Consider the following 15,737-nt stretch of genomic DNA (forward strand, 5'->3'; position numbering starts at 1 on the left):
GTCCCGTTCAGTTCTTGTCGGGCAGGACCATGTTCACGGCCCAGGAGACGATGGAGATGATCAGGCCGCCGAGGACCGCGGTCCAGAATCCGTCGACGTGGAAGCTGAGGTCGAGCTTCGAGGCCAGCCACGAGGTCAGGAGCAGCATCAGGGCGTTCACGACGAGGGTGAACAGGCCCAGGGTGAGGACGAACAGCGGCAGCGAGAGCAGCTTCACCAAGGGCTTGACGATCAGGTTCACCAGGCCGAAGACCAGGGCGACCAGGATCAGGGTGAGCGTCCGGCGGCCCAGGCTGCTGCCGTCGTCGAGGGTGATGCCGGCGAGCAGCCAGACGGCGACGGCCAGGGCCGCGGCGTTGGCGAGCGTCTTGACTACGAAATTCATCATGTGTCTGATCGTGGCAGAGATGATCCCGGTGGGACATCGGCAGATCAGCGGATGCGACGGCGCTACCGAACACAAGGGGCACAACCACGATGAAAGCGTTCCGGCTTGACGAGCTCGAAGCCGAGCGGGCCGCCAACGACGGCGCCTATCTCCAGTTCCTGCGCGAGCGGAACATGTCGGTCGGGCTGTACGCGCTCGATGCCGGGCAGGCCGATCCGCAGCAGCCGCACCGCCAGGACGAGGTCTACTTCGTCGTGAGCGGGCGCGCCTCGATCACGGTCGGGGAGGAGACGACCACCGTGGCGCGCGGCAGCGTCGTCTACGTCCCGGCGGGCGTCGCGCACAAGTTCCACCACATCACCGAGGACCTGAAGGTGATGGTGGTGTTCTCCCCGCCGGAGAGCTGAGCGCACCGGACACCCGAGGGTCGCGGCTCCGGTTCCCCTAAGGGGAGGGTCAGGGGACTCCGGGGGCTCGCGGGCCCCGATCCGGGGCCGTGGACTCCTAGCATCGAGAGCAGGAAGTCACGGACGAGGAAGAGGTCGAGGACATGAACGGCATCCGAGAGACATTCGCAGGCATGCCCTGGTGGGTTAAGTGGGTCGCCGTTCCCCTGCTGGCGCTGTTCGTGTTCGGCGGTGTCATCACCACCGTCCTGAGCGTGCTGATCGGGTTCGTCTTCAAGCTGCTCCTCTTCATCGGCCTCGTCGCCGGCCTGGTGTTCGTCGTGAAGAAGGTCGGCGGCCGGACGAAGTCCTCCTCCGGCGACTGGTAGGAGGAGGGGGCCGGCCCCGGGGAGCGGCCGGAGGCGGGCGGAAGGGGACGAGCCGGGTGGTTCCGGGATTAAGCCAGATGAGGGAACGCGGCGGGCTAAACCGCTCACATCCCGGGAATCGGCGGATAGAGTGGCAATCTGCGCCGTTCCCTGGGCACCGAAAGCCGGTACTGCCGCTTTGACCTGCGGTGATGTTGATGAGCCGCCGAGTACGACCCCCAGGGGCCACGGCCTACGCGGGGGCGGCCCCCGCAGGATGGGTCTCCCCGAAGGCCCGCCGCCACACCTGGGGGTGAGCTTTGTCTCCGGTTCACAATGCCGGTGTGCCGACACTGATCGGTTCGGTGCAGAGGGCGCTGAGACTCCTCGAAGCCGCGGGGTCCCACAGCGGGGGAGCGCCGGCGAAACAGCTCGCGCGCGAGGCCGGGCTCCCGCTCCCCACCGCGTACCACCTGCTGCGCACCCTCACGCACGAGGGCTATCTGCGCCGGGAGGGCGGGGTCTTCGTCCTGGGTGACGCCGCGGGCCGGCTCGCGGCCGGGGGACTCCAGCAGAAACGTCGCAGCATGATCCTCGACTCCCTCGCGCACTTCCGCGACGCGGTCGGGGCCCCCGTCTACTTCGCGGTCTACCGTGAGGGTGAGATCGAGGTCGTGGGCGTTTCCGACACCCAGTCCAGCCCGGCCTGCCAGGAGTGGGCCGACTTCCGTGCGACCGGCCATGCGCACGCCATCGGGCAGTGCCTGCTCGGACAACTCGACGAGGAAATGCGCAAGGACCATTACGACCGTCATCCGGTCGAGCCGATCACCGCTTTTACCGTGCGGGATCTCCGGTCCCTGGAGTATCGGATCGGGGCCCTCGGGCGAATGCAGCCAGTAACCGAACGCCAGGAATATGCACTTGGCACAGTCTGCGCGGCCATCCCCATCACAGCGGGCGATACCGCCGCAACCATGGCGATTTCTCTCCCCTTGCACCAGGAAGATCGATTGCTCTATGTAGTCGATCGGCTACGGAGTGAAGTAGGCGCGCTGTTGAGCACCCTCTCGTTCTCTATCAGTATCTGAAAACTCACTCCTTGTGATCTGCTAGCGCTTCCACCACTCTTGTCAAGAGGAGCCTGGGGGATCATTCCTGGCCACTTCCACTACAGCGGGGTAGGCAATGCGCGAGTCGGTACAGGCAGAGGTCATGATGAGTTTCCTCGTTTCCGAGGAGCTGTCGTTCAGGATTCCGGTGGAACTGCGGTACGAAGCCCGTGATCCCTACGCGGTCCGCCTGACCTTCCACCTTCCCGGAGACGCGCCCGTGACCTGGGCGTTCGGCCGGGAGCTCCTCCTCGACGGCATCAACAAGCCGTGCGGTGACGGCGATGTGCACATCGCCCCCACCACCCCGGAAGACCTGTCCGACGTCCACATCCGGCTGCAGGTCGGCGCCGACAGGGCCCTGTTCCGCGCCAGCGCGGCGCCGCTCGTCGCGTTCCTCGACCGCACCGACCGGCTCGTCCCGCTCGGACAGGAGCGGAACCTGGGCGACTTCGAGGAGCACCTCGACGAGGCGCTCGGCAAGATCCTGGCCGAGTGGAAGCAGAACGAGCAGAACGCCGGCTGACGCACCACCCTCAGCGCTTGCGCCGCCGGCCCCGGCCGCCGCGGACCGGTCCCGAGGCCGCCGCGACGTCCGGGGGGCCCGGCCGGTCGGCGGCCACCACCAGCGAGGCCAGCGCCGTCGTCACCGGGACCGAGGCCACCAGTCCGATCGAGCCGACGAGCGTCCGTACGATCTCCACCGCGACCAGCTCGCTGTTGGCCACCGAGCCCATGCTGCTGTTGGCGATCGAGAACAGCAGCAGCAGCGGAAGCGCGGCACCCGCGTAGGCCAGCACCAGCGTGTTGACCACCGACGCGATGTGGTCGCGGCCGATCCTGATCGCCGCCCGGTACAGGCCGCGCGGCCCCATCGAGGGGTCCGCCGCGTGCAGTTCCCAGACCGCCGAGGTCTGGGTGACCGTCACGTCGTCGAGCACGCCCAGCGATCCGATGATCACGCTCGCGAGCAGCAGACCGCTCATGTCGATGTCCGGGTAGAGCCCGTGGATCAGCCCGGTGTTGTCGTCCGTGTTGCCGGTGAGGGACGCCCAGTCGATGAACACCGAGCCCAGCAGACCGATCAGCAGCAGCGAGACGAGCGTGCCGAGGACGGCGACCGAGGTGCGGGCGGTCAGGCCGTGGCACATGTAGAGCGCGATCAGCATGATGGCGCTCGCCCCGACCACCGCGACCACGAGCGGGTTCGAACCCTGCAGGATCGCCGGGAGGATGAAGAGGGTCAGCACGCCGAAGCTGACGATCAGCGCGATCAGGGCGAACAGCCCGCGCATCCGCCCGACGAGGACGACCGAGACCGCGAAGATGCCGGCCAGCACCGCCAGGGGGATCTTGCGGTTCACGTCGATCACGGAGTACTGCAGGTCGCGGGGGGCGTCCGGCGCGTACGCCACGACGACCTCCTGGCCGTCCGTCAACTGCCGTGGCGCGCCCGGCTGGACGATCTCCACGAAGGTGCGGCCCTTGTCCGGACCGCTGCCGACCTCGACGGTGGCCTTCTTGCACTCCCCGGTCTGCGCGGCCTGCGCCTCGCGGCCCTCGGGCGTGGAGGGGTCGGCGGTCGGCGGCACCTGCGCGGCGTTCACGGACTTGCAGTCGACGTGTTCGAGGGAGACGACCCTGCCCTGCTGCGTCTGGCGGTCGAAGCCCACCCCCGTGCGCTCGTGGGCGGGGGCGCCGCCCGGCCAGAGCACCACCATGCCGATGAAGACGGCGGTGGCGAAGGGGATCAGCACGGCCGCGATGACCTTGCGCAGGTGCTTCGAGACGGGGGCCGCCGGGCCGTGGCCGTGGCCGTGTCCGTGTCCGTGGGAATGACCGCCGTGGCCGGCGGAGTGGCCACCGTGGTGACCGGCGGACGGCCCGGACGAGTGTTCGGCGGAGTGCCCGGGGCCGTGGTGCTCGTGGCCGATGTGGCCAGGGGGCTCTGTGGGCTCGGTGGGGGGCTGCGGCGAGGGCGTCACCAGCAGATCATCGCAAGAGATGAGGGGGCCCACTGTTCAGCACGCCATGGATGACGCTAGCGTGGGGGCACCTTTGCACAACGCGGGAGCTCGGAGCACCGGGCTGAGAGGACGCTGATCACCGTACGCGCATCACGGATGCGTGCGGGAGGAGGCTGCGTCGACCGCCGAACCTGTTACCGGGTAATGCCGGCGTAGGGAGATAGGTCTCATGACCATTCAGGACGCACGCACGCCTGCCGTCGGCCAGGACGCCGACGGCCAGACCGAGCGCCAGCCCGGCTGGCACAAGGGCTACGTCGCGGGCTCCCGCCCCGACATCCGGGTGCCGGTCCGCCAGGTCCACCTCACCAACGGCAAGGACGTGACGCTCTACGACACGTCCGGTCCGTACACCGACCCCCAGATCGAGACCGACGTCCGCCGGGGCCTCGCCCCGCTGCGCGAGAACTGGATCATCGGCCGTGGCGACACCGAGGAGTACGCGGGCCGTCCCGTGCGCCCCGAGGACGACGGCATCAAGCACACCTCGCCCCGCGGTGGCCTCAAGAACCTCGACGCGGTCTTCCCGGGCCGCCCGCGTCAGCCCCGCCGGGGCCGTGACGGCCAGGCCGTCACGCAGCTCGCGTACGCCCGCCGGGGCGAGATCACCCCGGAGATGGAGTACGTCGCGATCCGCGAGAACGTCTCCCCCGAGGTCGTCCGCGAGGAGATCGCCGCAGGTCGCGCGGTGCTTCCCGCGAACGTGAACCACCCGGAGATCGAGCCGATGATCATCGGCAAGCGCTTCCTGGTGAAGGTCAACGCCAACATCGGCAACTCCGCGGTCACCTCCTCCATCGAGGAGGAGGTCGACAAGATGACCTGGGCGACCAAGTGGGGCGCCGACACGGTCATGGACCTCTCGACGGGCCGCAACATCCACACCACCCGCGAGTGGGTGCTGCGCAACTCCCCCGTCCCGATCGGCACCGTGCCGCTCTACCAGGCGCTGGAGAAGGTCGACGGCCGGGCCGAGGAGCTGACCTGGGAGATCTACAAGGACACGGTCATCGAGCAGGCCGAGCAGGGCGTCGACTACATGACGGTCCACGCCGGCGTGCTGCTGCCCTACGTGCCGCTGACCGCCCGCCGCAAGACCGGCATCGTCTCGCGCGGTGGCTCGATCATGGCCGCGTGGTGCCTCGCGCACCACAAGGAGAACTTCCTCTACACGAACTTCGAGGAGCTCTGCGACATCCTCGCGACGTACGACGTCACGTACTCGCTGGGTGACGGCCTGCGCCCCGGCTCCATCGCGGACGCCAACGACGCGGCGCAGTTCGCGGAGCTGAAGACGCTGGGCGAGCTCAACACGATCGCCAAGCGCCACAACGTGCAGACGATGATCGAGGGGCCGGGCCACGTCCCGATGCACAAGATCAAGGAGAACATCGACCTCCAGCAGGAGATCTGCGAGGAGGCGCCGTTCTACACGCTCGGCCCGCTCACCACGGACGTCGCGCCCGCCTACGACCACATCACCTCGGGCATCGGCGCCGCGATGATCGCCTGGTGGGGCACCGCGATGCTCTGCTACGTCACGCCCAAGGAGCACTTGGGCCTGCCCAACCGCGACGACGTGAAGACCGGCGTCATCACGTACAAGATCGCGGCGCACGCCGCCGACCTGGCCAAGGGGCACCCCGGCGCCCAGGAGTGGGACGACGCGCTGTCGGACGCGCGGTTCGAGTTCCGCTGGGAGGACCAGTTCAACCTGGCCCTCGACCCGGACACGGCCCGTGAGTTCCACGACGAGACCCTGCCCGCCGAGCCGGCCAAGACCGCGCACTTCTGCTCCATGTGCGGTCCGAAGTTCTGCTCGATGAAGATCTCGCAGGACATCCGGCGCGAGCACGGCGGCGACCTGAAGGCCGACGAGATCCAGGCGGGCATGGCGGAGAAGTCCGCCGAGTTCGCGGCCTCGGGCAACCGCGTCTACCTGCCGCTGGCCGACTGACGCGCCGCACGGACGGAGGGCGCCGCTCCCAGGCCTGTCGGGCCGGGGCGGCGCCCTGCCGCGTCAGGCGACCACGAGGTACGGGTCCACCTTGCGCCGTGCGAAACCGAGGTTGGCGAGGACCCGGTCCCGGTGCTCGTCGGGGAGGGCATCACCCGTGAGGAGCCGTTCGCAGCAGTCCAGCGACTCCCGGTACTCGCCGACCCAGTAGGCGGCCACGGCGAGTTCGTCGAGGGCGCGCCACTCGTACCACTCGGACTCGACGAACAGCACGTCGTCGGGGCGGGGGATCCGTACGGCCTGCCGGGCGAACATGTACGCGAGGGGCCAGCGGCCCTCGTTGCGGCAGACGCGGGCGAGATCGCCGAGCGATTCGGCGCGCGAGGGCCGGCTCTCGTGGGCACGCAGGTAGCGGTCGGTCACCTCGGCCGGCGGTCTCCCGATCCGGGCCGCGATCCGTGCCGCGTAGAGCCGGGCGCAGAAGGACTCCTCGGCGAATCCGCCCATGTCCGCCCGGAGGTCGTAGGCGGCGAGGGATTTCTCGGCTTCTCCCGCGTCGCGCCAGCTCTGCGCCAGGTAGAACGCGTAGCGCGCGTTGTCCGGTTCCTCGGCCAGCCCCTGTTCGAGGATCCTCGCGTCGTGCAGGTACTTCTCCCGCTCGCCGCCTTCGCGCTGACGGGCCCCGCCGCCGACGACGAGGATGTTGAGGCCCTCCAGCGTTCCGCGGCTGTACGGGGCCTCGCACGCGAGGTGTTCGTGGAGTACGCCGACGTATCTCCACGGCAGGCGCGTGGAGACGAGGGCGGGCCGCCAGTGGACGACGGGCTCGTGGTGCACGGCGAGGTGGTACGCGTCGAGCGTGAGGTCCGGCAACCGGAACCCGCACTCGACTTCCATCACGTCGTCGGCGTCGATGAACAGCAGGTAGTCCGCGCTGGAGCGGGCGAGCTCGATGGCCTCGCTGCGGCTGCCGTCGAACCCCCGCCAGGGCCGCTCGTGCAGGACGCCGGGCAGATCGGCGAGGTATTCCCGGATGACGTCCTGGGTCCCGTCGGTCGAGCCGGTGTCCACGATGACCCATGTGTCGATCAGCGGACGCACCGATTCGAGACATCTCCGGATCACGTGCGCCTCGTTCTTGACGATCATGCTGAGGCAGACTTTTGCTTTCACGAGCCGACGGTAGGCATCCGGGTCATGCCCTGCAAGGAAGCTCGAACGGCCATGGGGGGCGGATTATTAGTCCGACGAGTCGACTTGTTCGCACGGCCGGCGGGGGTCAATCCGGCCGGGGGTTAATCCGGCCGGTGGTCGGGGCCGCCGAAGTCCGGGCTGGTGAAGTCCGGGGGCGTGTAGCCGGGGCGGGGTCCCTCCGAGGGGGATCCGGGGCTGGTGAAGTCGGGTCGGCTGTATCCCAGGTTGGGGATGCGCCCGGCCGCCGGCGTTCTGGGGGTGGGGAAGCCCGGCCCCGCACTCGGATCGGCCAGCGCGTCCCGCAGGAACGGCATGATCCCCCGCTCCAGCAGGGCGTGCCGCCAGGCCTCGCGGGCCCGCGCCACCTCGTCCGGTACGGCCTCGGTCTCGTCCGCCGCCACTTCGGTCGCGCTGTTGCGGACGGCCGTCACGAGCAGCCCGATCACCGCGAACAGCAGCGCCGCGACGGTGAGCGCGCCGAACAGCCAACCCGCCGTCAGCATCGTCTTGGCGAAGGCCGGTTCGGGCTCGATCAGCTTCAGGCTGTAGCCCACGAGCAGGAATATCAGCATGGCCGTGCCCGCCAGGACGGGGGCGAGGACCGCGACCACGGCGCTGACGCCCGCGCCGCCGCCCATGCCCTGTCCGCCGTCCTCGTCCGCCGCGGCGCCGGGCGTGGACAGCACCTCGTCGCGCCGTTCCTCGCGGACCTTCACGTAGTGGCCGTACTCGGCGGCGGCCGCAGCCGCCAGCAGTGCGCTGGCCCCCTGGGCCATGGTGCGCAGCTGTTCGGCGTTCAGCCGTTCGCCGAGGGTGGCGAGCTCGGGCCGTTCGTTCGCGGTGCGCAGCGCCTCGTCGAGGAGCCGGTCGAATTCTGGTCGGTCTTCGGTCAGCAGGTGCGGAGCGCTGGTCATGTGCATCCCCCGATGCTCCGTAGAAGCCGGTATCCCCGCGTAGAACGGGGCGCCGGCACAAACGGAGGAGAGCCTGCTACGGATAGAGCGATGGTAGAGCGCCCGCACCACGCCGTGACAGGGGCTTTGCGGAAATACCCCTATGCGTAAGCTCTCAGTCGCTCAGAGGGAGTTGTACGACAAGCAGCTTGCCCGCCATCGTCACCCCGCCGTCCATCGCGATGGCGAGCCCGTCCGCGTACACATGCGGGCCGTCCACGGCCTCCGGGCCGCGCGACTCGTCCCCGTCCTCGGTGCCCACCTCGCCGAGCAGGTACGGGATGGGGCTGTGGCCGTGCACGACGCGGCTGCCGCCGTAGGTGTCGAGGAGTTCGCGGACGGCCTGCGGGCCGGTGCCCTCGTCGCGGAAGGCGAACCGCTTGGTGAACTTGCGGAAGAGGTCCCACGTGATGTCGGCGTCGCCCCGGTTGAGGAGCTCGTGGATGGTGTCGTTGACGTCCTCGATGGAGTCGCCGTAGTCGAGGTAGGCCGTGGTGTCGGAGTGCAGCAGCAGGTGGCCCTCCTCCAGGACGGCCGCGTCCAGCCGCGACATCCACTGCAGGTGCACGTCCTGCAGGCGCTCCATGTCGGAGCGCTGGCCGCCGTTGAGGAGCCAGGCGGCCTGGAAGGTGGCGGTGCCGGCGCCGGAGACGACGGGGGTGTCGCCGAACCGCTTGGCGCCGATGAGCAGCAGCTCGTGGTTGCCCATCAGGGCCTTGCAGTAGCCGCCCGCGGCGGCGGCCTCGGCGGACAGCCGCATCACGAGGTCGATGACGCCGATGCCGTCGGGGCCGCGGTCGGTGAAGTCGCCGAGGAACCAGAGCCGGGCGTTGCCGGCGGACCAGCGGCGGTCCGCGTCGATCAGGCCCTGGGCGTGGAGTTCGGTGACGAGCTCGTCGAGGTAGCCGTGGACGTCGCCGACGACGTAGAGCGGGCCGGGTCCGTCGGCCGCGGTCTCCTGCGGGACGTACTGGACCTGGACGGTGTCGCCGGGACCGCCGACGGCGCCGCGGCCGATGATCGGCAGGTCGCGGTGGGTCGGGGTGTAGCCCTCGAAGTCGTCGTCCTCGGGGCCCTGGCTCGTCGCGTGCGCGGGATGCGGGGCCGGCGGTGCGGCGGGCGGCGTGGCGAGCGGTGCGGGCGGTGCGGGCGGCACCGGTGCGGGCGGTGCGGGCGGCACCGGTGCGGGCGGCACCGGCGCGTAGCCGGGCTGCGGGGGCACGGCCGGCGTGCCGTCGTCGTAGTACGCCGGGTACGCGCCGTAGACGGGAGCCTCGTCGGTGTTCCCGGAAGATACGGCGTACGCGGCGGGTTCGGTGACTGGAACCCGGAAGTCCCGCAGCGTGTCCGTCCGCATCGCGGGTCCCTGACCGGCCCCCTGAGTCATCGACCCCTCCACCACCGTCGCGCTGCCGTACACCTGCGGACCCTCCTGACCTCCGGGGAGGAGGGTCCGTGATGTCGTGCGCCCATCATAGGAATGCGGCTCGCGCTCTGTGACGCACCAGGGGTGGTGAATCCTTAGCGGAGCCGATCGTTCCTACCGTTTTCTACCGATATCTGTGTTGCTGAAATGTTCGGCCGGGTCCCCGGCAGGCCGACCGGACGGTCTGGCGGTCAGTCCTTGGCCGGGGAACGGGGTGGGCTGACGGTCGTGCGCGGCTGCCTGCGCTGCGACGAGGTACGGATGATGAGCTCGGTCGGGACGACCTGTTCGACGGGGCGTCCGGTGTCCATTCCCTCGATCGCGTCGATGAGCAGCTGTACGACGGCGGTGCCGATGCGGCGCGGTTTGAGGGAGAGCGTGGTGATGGGCGGTTCGGTGTTGGCGTAGACGGTGGACTCGCTGCAGCACACGAGCAGCAGGTCCTCGGGGACGCGCAGGCCGTAGCGCCGGGCGGCGGCGAGCAGGTCGGTGCCGTTGGGGTCGAAGAGCCCGTAGACGGCGTCGGGCCGGTCGGGCCGGGCGAGGAGCCGGTCGGCGGCGACGGCGCCCGCGCACGGGTCGTGGGCGGGGTAGGACTCGTAGACGGGGTCCTGGCCGACGCGCTCGCACCAGTCGAGGTAGGCGGTGGTGGAGAGCCGGGTGTACGTGTCGGTGGTGGTGCCGGTCAGCAGGCCGATCCGGCGGGCGCCGGCGGCGGCGAGGTGGTCGAGCAGGCCGAGTACGGCGGCCTCGTGGTCGTTGTCGACCCAGGCGGTGACGGGGAGGGAGCCTGCGGGGCGGCCGTCGGAGACCACGGGCAGGCCCTGGCGGACCAGTTCGGTGACGACGGGATCGTGGTCGGAGGGGTCGATGACGACGGTGCCGTCGAGGGCGACGTTGGACCACACGTCGTGGCGGGAGGTGGCGGGGAGGATGACGAGGGCGTAGCCGCGGGCGAGCGCGGCCGAGGTGGCGGCCCTGGCCATCTCGGCGAAGTAGGCGAATTCGGTGAAGGTGAAAGGTTCATCCCCGTACGTCGTCACGGTCAGGCCGATGAGGCCCGACTTGCCGGTACGGAGGGTGCGGGCGGCGGCCGACGGGCGGTAGCCCAGCCGGTCGGCCACCTCGCGAACGTGGCGGCGGGTGGCGTCCGGCAGCCGTCCCTTGCCATTGAGCGCGTCGGAGACGGTTGTGATGGAGACGCCCGCCGCGGCGGCCACGTCCCTGATGCCTGCCCGGCCCTGTCGGCCGGCGGCCCGCCGGGTGGTCTCGGTCCGGCTCACCTGATGCTTCCCTGCTGCTGTCATGGCGAGCCGATAGTAGGGCTCGGGGGGGTGGGTGGTCCGGGTGCATATGCACCCGTTGACAGGCACGATTCTGCATGGTTCGCCACCCCCAATGACCTTGGAATTGAAGGTATTTGATTGCTGAGAGTGAGGGTGGAGCTTGTCGGCGGGTCCGGGCATGCCAAAACGGTGTGGTCTCGGGACGGTCTCAACTCACCTGCACGAGGGACGCGCGCCACGGCGCAGGCCACCGGCGCGCGCATATATGCGCGCGCTCCCCCGGATTCCAGGCGCCCCCCATTCTCGGAACGGCGGAATCCTCATAAGGTGAGCAGTATTGAGTCGACGGCGACGTCGGACGGGACGGTCGAGGAGGACCTGCGGTGAGCGAGAAGAGCCCGAAGCTGCGCGCCGAGCTGGACGGCATTCCGACGTACAAGCCCGGGAAGCCGGCTGCCGCGGGAGGACCCGTCGCGTACAAGCTGTCGTCGAACGAGAACCCGTACCCGCCGCTGCCCGGCGTGCTCGAGACCGCGGTCTCGGCGGCCGGCAGCTTCAACCGGTACCCCGACATGGCCTGCACCGGCCTCGTGAACGAGCTCGCCGAGCGCTTCGGGGTGCCCGTCGAGCACATCGCCACGGGCACCGGCTCGGTCGGCGTGGCCCAGTCGCTGATCCAGGCGGCGGCAGGCCCGGGCGACGAGGTGATCTACGCCTGGCGCTCCTTCGAGGCGTACCCGATCCTCACGCAGATCGCGGGCGCGACCTCGGTGCAGGTCCCGCTGACCGACGGGGACGTGCACGATCTGGAGGCCATGGCGGCGGCGATCACCGACCGCACCCGGCTGATCTTCGTCTGCAACCCGAACAACCCCACGGGCACCGCCGTGCGCCGCGCCGAGCTGGAGCGCTTCCTGGACCGGGTGCCCTCGGACGTCCTGGTGGTCCTGGACGAGGCGTACCGCGAGTTCGTGCGCGACACGGACGTCCCGGACGGCGTCGAGCTCTACCGCCACCGCCCGAACGTGGCCGTGCTGCGTACGTTCTCCAAGGCGTACGGGCTGGCCGGCCTGCGGGTCGGCTTCGCCATCGCGCACGAGCCGGTGGCCGCGGCGCTGCGCAAGACGGCCATGCCGTTCGGCGTCAGCCAGCTCGCGCAGGACGCGGCGGTGGCCTCGCTCCGCGCCGAGGACGAGCTGATGGGCCGCGTGGGGGCGCTGGTGTGCGAGCGTGCGCGGGTGCACGAGACGCTGCTCGCGCAGGGCTGGTCCGTGCCGGACACCCAGGCGAACTTCGTGTGGATGCGGCTGGGGGAGCGGACCGCCGAGTTCGCGGCGGCCTGCGAGAAGGCCGGTGTGGTGGTCCGGCCCTTCGCGGGCGAGGGCCTGCGGGTCACGATCGGTGAGACCGAGGCGAACGACCTCTTCCTGCACACGGCGGAGGCGTTCTTCAAGGAGCTGTAGGCGGTCGTGGTTGTCCTGGCGGCCGGACCCGGCAGGGGTCGGTCAGGCCCGGTGCGGGTGCGCGGAGAGCGCCCGGCCGGGTCCTAGGCCAGTTCCACGCGGACGGGATCGCCGTCGCGGACGGTGGAGAGCAGGCGGGGGTCGCCGTCGAACGAGCCGAGCACGTTGCACGGGCTCGCCAGGCGGCTCTCGCCTCCGCGTGAGATGGGTGTGGGGCCGTAGGGCAGCGCGAGCGCGTCGCCCTCGGTCCAGAACGCGACCGTGCCCGGCTCGACGACCTGCCGGGCGTCGTGTTCCAGGGCCACGGAGACGCCGGTGTCGAAGTAGACCTCCTCGCCCCAGGTGTTCGCGGAGGCGGAGATCGGAAGGGCCTCGGCCAGTGCCTTGCTGGTCGGGGTGTCGTCGAGGGTCGCGGTGAGCTGGCCCGCAGGCCAGGAAATCCGTATCTGCATGAGCCGCATTCAACAATCTGTTGAATGGATTGGCTAGGGGGGTACCCCCCTGGTGGCTTCCGAAGGTGGTAGGACATAATGCTTGTGAATGTGAACGCGTTCACAAGCGCGTTCTGCTTTCTCCCGGATTGAGTAGGACACACCAGGCAGACTGCGTGACCACGCCGACGCGAAGGAGACGAGGACGTGGACCTGGCTTTGGCGCCGGAAACTCTGGCGCGCTGGCAGTTCGGCATCACCACCGTCTATCACTTCCTCTTCGTACCCCTGACGATCTCGCTCGCCGCGCTCACGGCCGGCCTGCAGACCGCCTGGGTGCGCACCGAGAAGGAGAAGTACCTCAGGGCCACGAAGTTCTGGGGAAAGCTCTTCTTGATCAATATCGCGATGGGTGTCGTCACCGGCATCGTCCAGGAGTTCCAGTTCGGCATGAACTGGTCCGACTACTCGCGCTTCGTCGGCGACATCTTCGGTGCCCCGCTGGCATTCGAAGCGCTGATCGCGTTCTTCTTCGAGTCGACCTTCATCGGTCTGTGGATCTTCGGCTGGGACAAGCTGCCCAAGAAGATCCACCTGGCCTGCATCTGGATGGTGTCCATCGGCACCGTCCTCTCCGCCTACTTCATCCTGGCGGCCAATTCCTGGATGCAGCACCCGGTCGGCTACCGCATCAACGAGGAGCGGGGCCGGGCCGAGCTCACCGACTTCTGGCTCGTGCTCACCCAGAACACCGCCCTCACCCAGTTCTTCCACACCATCACGGCCGCCTTCCTGGTGGGCGGTGCGTTTATGGCCGGCATCGCCGCCTTCCACCTGGCGCGCAAGAGGCACATCCCCGTGATGCGGAGCTCGCTGCGGCTCGGCCTGATCGTCATGATCATCGCCGGTATGGGCACGGCCCTGAGCGGTGACCTGCTCGGCAAGGTGATGTTCAAGCAGCAGCCCATGAAGATGGCCGCCGCCGAAGCGCTCTGGGACGGCGAGGCGCCGGCCCCCTTCTCGATCTTCGCCTACGGCGACGTGGAGAAGGGCCACAACAAGGTCGCCATAGAGATTCCCGGCCTGCTGTCCTTCCTGGCCAACGACGACTTCACCTCGTTCGTCCCGGGCATCAACGACGTCAACAAGGCGGAGCAGGAGAAGTTCGGCCCCGGCGACTACCGGCCCAACATCCCGGTCGCCTACTGGGGCTTCCGCTGGATGATCGGCTTCGGCATGGCCTCCCTCGGCGTCGGCGTGCTGGGTCTGTGGCTGACCCGCAAGAAGTTCATGCTGCCGCCGGGTCTGCGCACCGGGGAGGACGAGGCCCCGAACCTGGTCCTCTTCAAGAAGGCGCTGAGCCCGAAGTTCGCGAACCTCTACTGGATCGTCGCGCTCTGGACGATGGGCTTCCCGCTGATCGCCAACTCGTGGGGCTGGATCTTCACCGAGATGGGGCGCCAGCCCTGGGTGGTCTACGGAGTCCTGCGCACCCGGGACGCGGTCTCGCCGAACGTCTCCCAGGCCGAGGTGCTCACCTCGATGATCGGCTTCACCCTCCTCTACGCGGTGCTCGCCGTCATCGAGGTCAAGCTCCTCGTCAAGTACGTCAAGGCCGGACCGCCCGAGCTCACCGAGGCCGATCTCAACCCGCCCACCAAGATCGGCGGGGACGACAAGAACCCCGACCGGCCGATGGCCTTCTCGTACTGAGGCTGAGGAGACCGCACCATGCAACTCCACGACGTCTGGTTCGTACTCATCGCCGTCCTGTGGACCGGCTACTTCTTCCTGGAGGGCTTCGACTTCGGAGTCGGCGTACTGACCAAGCTGCTCGCCCGCGACCGTACGGAGAGGCGGGTCCTGATCAACACGATCGGGCCCGTGTGGGACGGCAACGAGGTCTGGCTGCTCACGGCGGGCGGTGCGACCTTCGCCGCCTTCCCCGAGTGGTACGCCACCCTCTTCTCCGGCTTCTACCTGCCGCTGCTGCTCATCCTGGTCTGCCTCATCGTCCGCGGCGTCGCCTTCGAATACCGGCACAAGCGCTCCGAGGACCGGTGGCAGACCAACTGGGAACACGCGATCTTCTGGACCTCGCTGATCCCCGCCTTCCTGTGGGGCGTGGCCTTCGCCAATATCGTCCGCGGCGTGAAGATCGACGAGAACATGGAGTACGTCGGCAGCCTCTTCGACCTGCTCAACGTCTACTCGATCCTGGGCGGACTGGTCACCCTCACCCTCTTCACCTTCCACGGCGCGGTCTTCACCTCGCTGAAGACGGTCGGGGACATCCGGGACCGCTCGCGGAAGCTGGCGACCGGGCTGGGCGTCGTCACCGCCGTGCTGGCCCTGGTCTTCCTGACCTGGACCCAGGTCTCCCGCGGCGACGGCAAGAGCCTGGTCGCGATGGCCGTCGCCGTGCTGGCCCTGCTCGGGGCGCTCGGCGCCAACCTGAGGGGCCGCGAGGGCTGGTCCTTCGCCCTGTCCGGGGTCACCATCGCGGCCGCCGTCGCGATGCTCTTCCTGACGCTCTTCCCGAACGTCATGCCGTCCTCGCTGAACGATGCCTGGAACCTCACGGTCACCAACGCCTCGTCCAGCCCGTACACCTTGAAGATCATGACCTGGTGCGCGGCCGTGGCCACCCCGCTCGTCCTCCTCTATCAGGGCTGGACGTACTGGGTGTTCCGCAAGCGGATCGGTACGCAGCACATCGTCGACGTGCACTGAGTTCCCGCACCAC

General features: G+C 69.1%; 15 protein-coding genes and 1 riboswitch. Of the genes, 8 read left to right on the forward strand and 7 right to left on the reverse strand.

Annotated features, from left to right (window positions below):
* Positions 1-7: 7 nt before the first annotated feature.
* Positions 8-388: a phage holin family protein gene (locus ACFYP3_RS15105; protein WP_388831689.1), complete on the reverse strand. Its 381-nt coding sequence runs from the start codon at positions 386-388 to the stop codon at positions 8-10.
* Positions 389-477: 89 nt separating this feature from the next.
* Here ACFYP3_RS15105 and ACFYP3_RS15110 point away from each other — a divergent pair, with 89 nt between their 5' ends.
* From ACFYP3_RS15110 to ACFYP3_RS15125, 4 genes are all read left to right on the forward strand, one after another.
* Positions 478-795 (forward strand): cupin domain-containing protein, encoded by a 318-nt coding sequence (locus tag ACFYP3_RS15110; protein ID WP_388831691.1) that lies wholly within the window; start codon positions 478-480, stop codon positions 793-795.
* Positions 796-938: 143 nt separating this feature from the next.
* Positions 939-1,163 carry a DUF5326 family protein gene (locus ACFYP3_RS15115; protein ID WP_362856396.1) on the forward strand — a complete coding sequence of 75 codons (225 nt, stop codon included), beginning with the start codon at positions 939-941 and terminating at the stop codon, positions 1,161-1,163.
* 323 nt (positions 1,164-1,486) lie between these two features.
* Positions 1,487-2,233 (forward strand): IclR family transcriptional regulator, encoded by a 747-nt coding sequence (locus ACFYP3_RS15120; RefSeq protein WP_388831694.1) that lies wholly within the window; start codon positions 1,487-1,489, stop codon positions 2,231-2,233.
* 97 nt (positions 2,234-2,330) lie between these two features.
* Positions 2,331-2,780, forward strand: coding sequence for an SsgA family sporulation/cell division regulator (locus ACFYP3_RS15125; RefSeq protein WP_388831696.1), 450 nt, complete (start codon positions 2,331-2,333; stop codon positions 2,778-2,780).
* A gap of 10 nt (positions 2,781-2,790) precedes the next feature.
* On the opposite strand, the gene ACFYP3_RS15130 is transcribed toward ACFYP3_RS15125, so the two are convergent.
* A complete protein-coding gene (locus tag ACFYP3_RS15130; RefSeq protein ID WP_388831698.1) occupies positions 2,791-4,239 on the reverse strand; it encodes a YibE/F family protein in 1,449 nt (482 codons plus the stop codon).
* Between the two features lie 72 nt (positions 4,240-4,311).
* Positions 4,312-4,457, forward strand: a riboswitch (TPP riboswitch).
* On the opposite strand from ACFYP3_RS15130, the gene thiC reads away from it, so the two are divergent.
* A complete protein-coding gene (gene thiC / locus ACFYP3_RS15135) occupies positions 4,451-6,238 on the forward strand; it encodes a phosphomethylpyrimidine synthase ThiC (protein ID WP_388831700.1) in 1,788 nt (595 codons plus the stop codon). It overlaps the preceding riboswitch by 7 nt.
* Before the next feature lie 63 nt (positions 6,239-6,301).
* Here thiC and ACFYP3_RS15140 read toward each other — a convergent pair whose 3' ends face one another.
* The 4 genes from ACFYP3_RS15140 to ACFYP3_RS15155 all read right to left on the reverse strand — a co-directional run bounded on the left by ACFYP3_RS15140 (position 6,302) and on the right by ACFYP3_RS15155 (position 11,118).
* Complete coding sequence (locus tag ACFYP3_RS15140) at positions 6,302-7,411, reverse strand: glycosyltransferase (RefSeq protein ID WP_388831702.1); 1,110 nt, start codon at positions 7,409-7,411, stop codon at positions 6,302-6,304.
* Positions 7,412-7,533: 122 nt separating this feature from the next.
* Positions 7,534-8,352, reverse strand: coding sequence for a hypothetical protein (locus tag ACFYP3_RS15145; protein WP_388831704.1), 819 nt, complete (start codon positions 8,350-8,352; stop codon positions 7,534-7,536).
* Positions 8,353-8,500: 148 nt separating this feature from the next.
* On the reverse strand, positions 8,501-9,787 hold the full coding sequence (locus tag ACFYP3_RS15150; RefSeq protein ID WP_388831794.1) for a metallophosphoesterase: 1,287 nt from the start codon (positions 9,785-9,787) through the stop codon (positions 8,501-8,503).
* A gap of 215 nt (positions 9,788-10,002) precedes the next feature.
* On the reverse strand, positions 10,003-11,118 hold the full coding sequence (locus ACFYP3_RS15155) for a LacI family DNA-binding transcriptional regulator (RefSeq protein ID WP_388831706.1): 1,116 nt from the start codon (positions 11,116-11,118) through the stop codon (positions 10,003-10,005).
* 362 nt (positions 11,119-11,480) lie between these two features.
* On the opposite strand from ACFYP3_RS15155, the gene hisC reads away from it, so the two are divergent.
* Positions 11,481-12,560 carry a histidinol-phosphate transaminase gene (hisC, locus tag ACFYP3_RS15160; protein WP_388831708.1) on the forward strand — a complete coding sequence of 360 codons (1,080 nt, stop codon included), beginning with the start codon at positions 11,481-11,483 and terminating at the stop codon, positions 12,558-12,560.
* A gap of 83 nt (positions 12,561-12,643) precedes the next feature.
* Here the strand turns inward: hisC and ACFYP3_RS15165 are convergent, their stop codons facing one another.
* Positions 12,644-13,012 (reverse strand): cyclophilin-like fold protein, encoded by a 369-nt coding sequence (locus tag ACFYP3_RS15165; protein ID WP_326589178.1) that lies wholly within the window; start codon positions 13,010-13,012, stop codon positions 12,644-12,646.
* 186 nt (positions 13,013-13,198) lie between these two features.
* Between ACFYP3_RS15165 and ACFYP3_RS15170 the strand changes: the two genes are divergently transcribed.
* Together ACFYP3_RS15170 and cydB are read left to right on the forward strand one after the other, a co-directional pair.
* A complete protein-coding gene (locus ACFYP3_RS15170) occupies positions 13,199-14,704 on the forward strand; it encodes a cytochrome ubiquinol oxidase subunit I (RefSeq protein WP_388831710.1) in 1,506 nt (501 codons plus the stop codon).
* A gap of 18 nt (positions 14,705-14,722) precedes the next feature.
* On the forward strand, positions 14,723-15,724 hold the full coding sequence (gene cydB / locus ACFYP3_RS15175) for a cytochrome d ubiquinol oxidase subunit II (protein WP_388831712.1): 1,002 nt from the start codon (positions 14,723-14,725) through the stop codon (positions 15,722-15,724).
* Positions 15,725-15,737 lie beyond the last annotated feature (13 nt).

It is taken from the genome of Streptomyces sp. NPDC005533, assembly GCF_042871845.1.
GTDB lineage: Bacteria > Actinomycetota > Actinomycetes > Streptomycetales > Streptomycetaceae > Streptomyces.

Coding starts and splice junctions, on each gene's coding strand:
- ACFYP3_RS15105 (WP_388831689.1), bottom strand. CDS start 388: ATGATGAATTTCGTAGTCAAGACGCTCGCCAACGCCGCGGCCCTGGCC.
- ACFYP3_RS15125 (WP_388831696.1), top strand. CDS start 2,331: ATGCGCGAGTCGGTACAGGCAGAGGTCATGATGAGTTTCCTCGTTTCC.
- ACFYP3_RS15155 (WP_388831706.1), bottom strand. CDS start 11,118: ATGACAGCAGCAGGGAAGCATCAGGTGAGCCGGACCGAGACCACCCGG.
- cydB (WP_388831712.1), top strand. CDS start 14,723: ATGCAACTCCACGACGTCTGGTTCGTACTCATCGCCGTCCTGTGGACC.
- ACFYP3_RS15115 (WP_362856396.1), top strand. CDS start 939: ATGAACGGCATCCGAGAGACATTCGCAGGCATGCCCTGGTGGGTTAAG.
- ACFYP3_RS15165 (WP_326589178.1), bottom strand. CDS start 13,012: ATGCAGATACGGATTTCCTGGCCTGCGGGCCAGCTCACCGCGACCCTC.
- ACFYP3_RS15110 (WP_388831691.1), top strand. CDS start 478: ATGAAAGCGTTCCGGCTTGACGAGCTCGAAGCCGAGCGGGCCGCCAAC.
- thiC (WP_388831700.1), top strand. CDS start 4,451: ATGACCATTCAGGACGCACGCACGCCTGCCGTCGGCCAGGACGCCGAC.
- ACFYP3_RS15145 (WP_388831704.1), bottom strand. CDS start 8,352: ATGCACATGACCAGCGCTCCGCACCTGCTGACCGAAGACCGACCAGAA.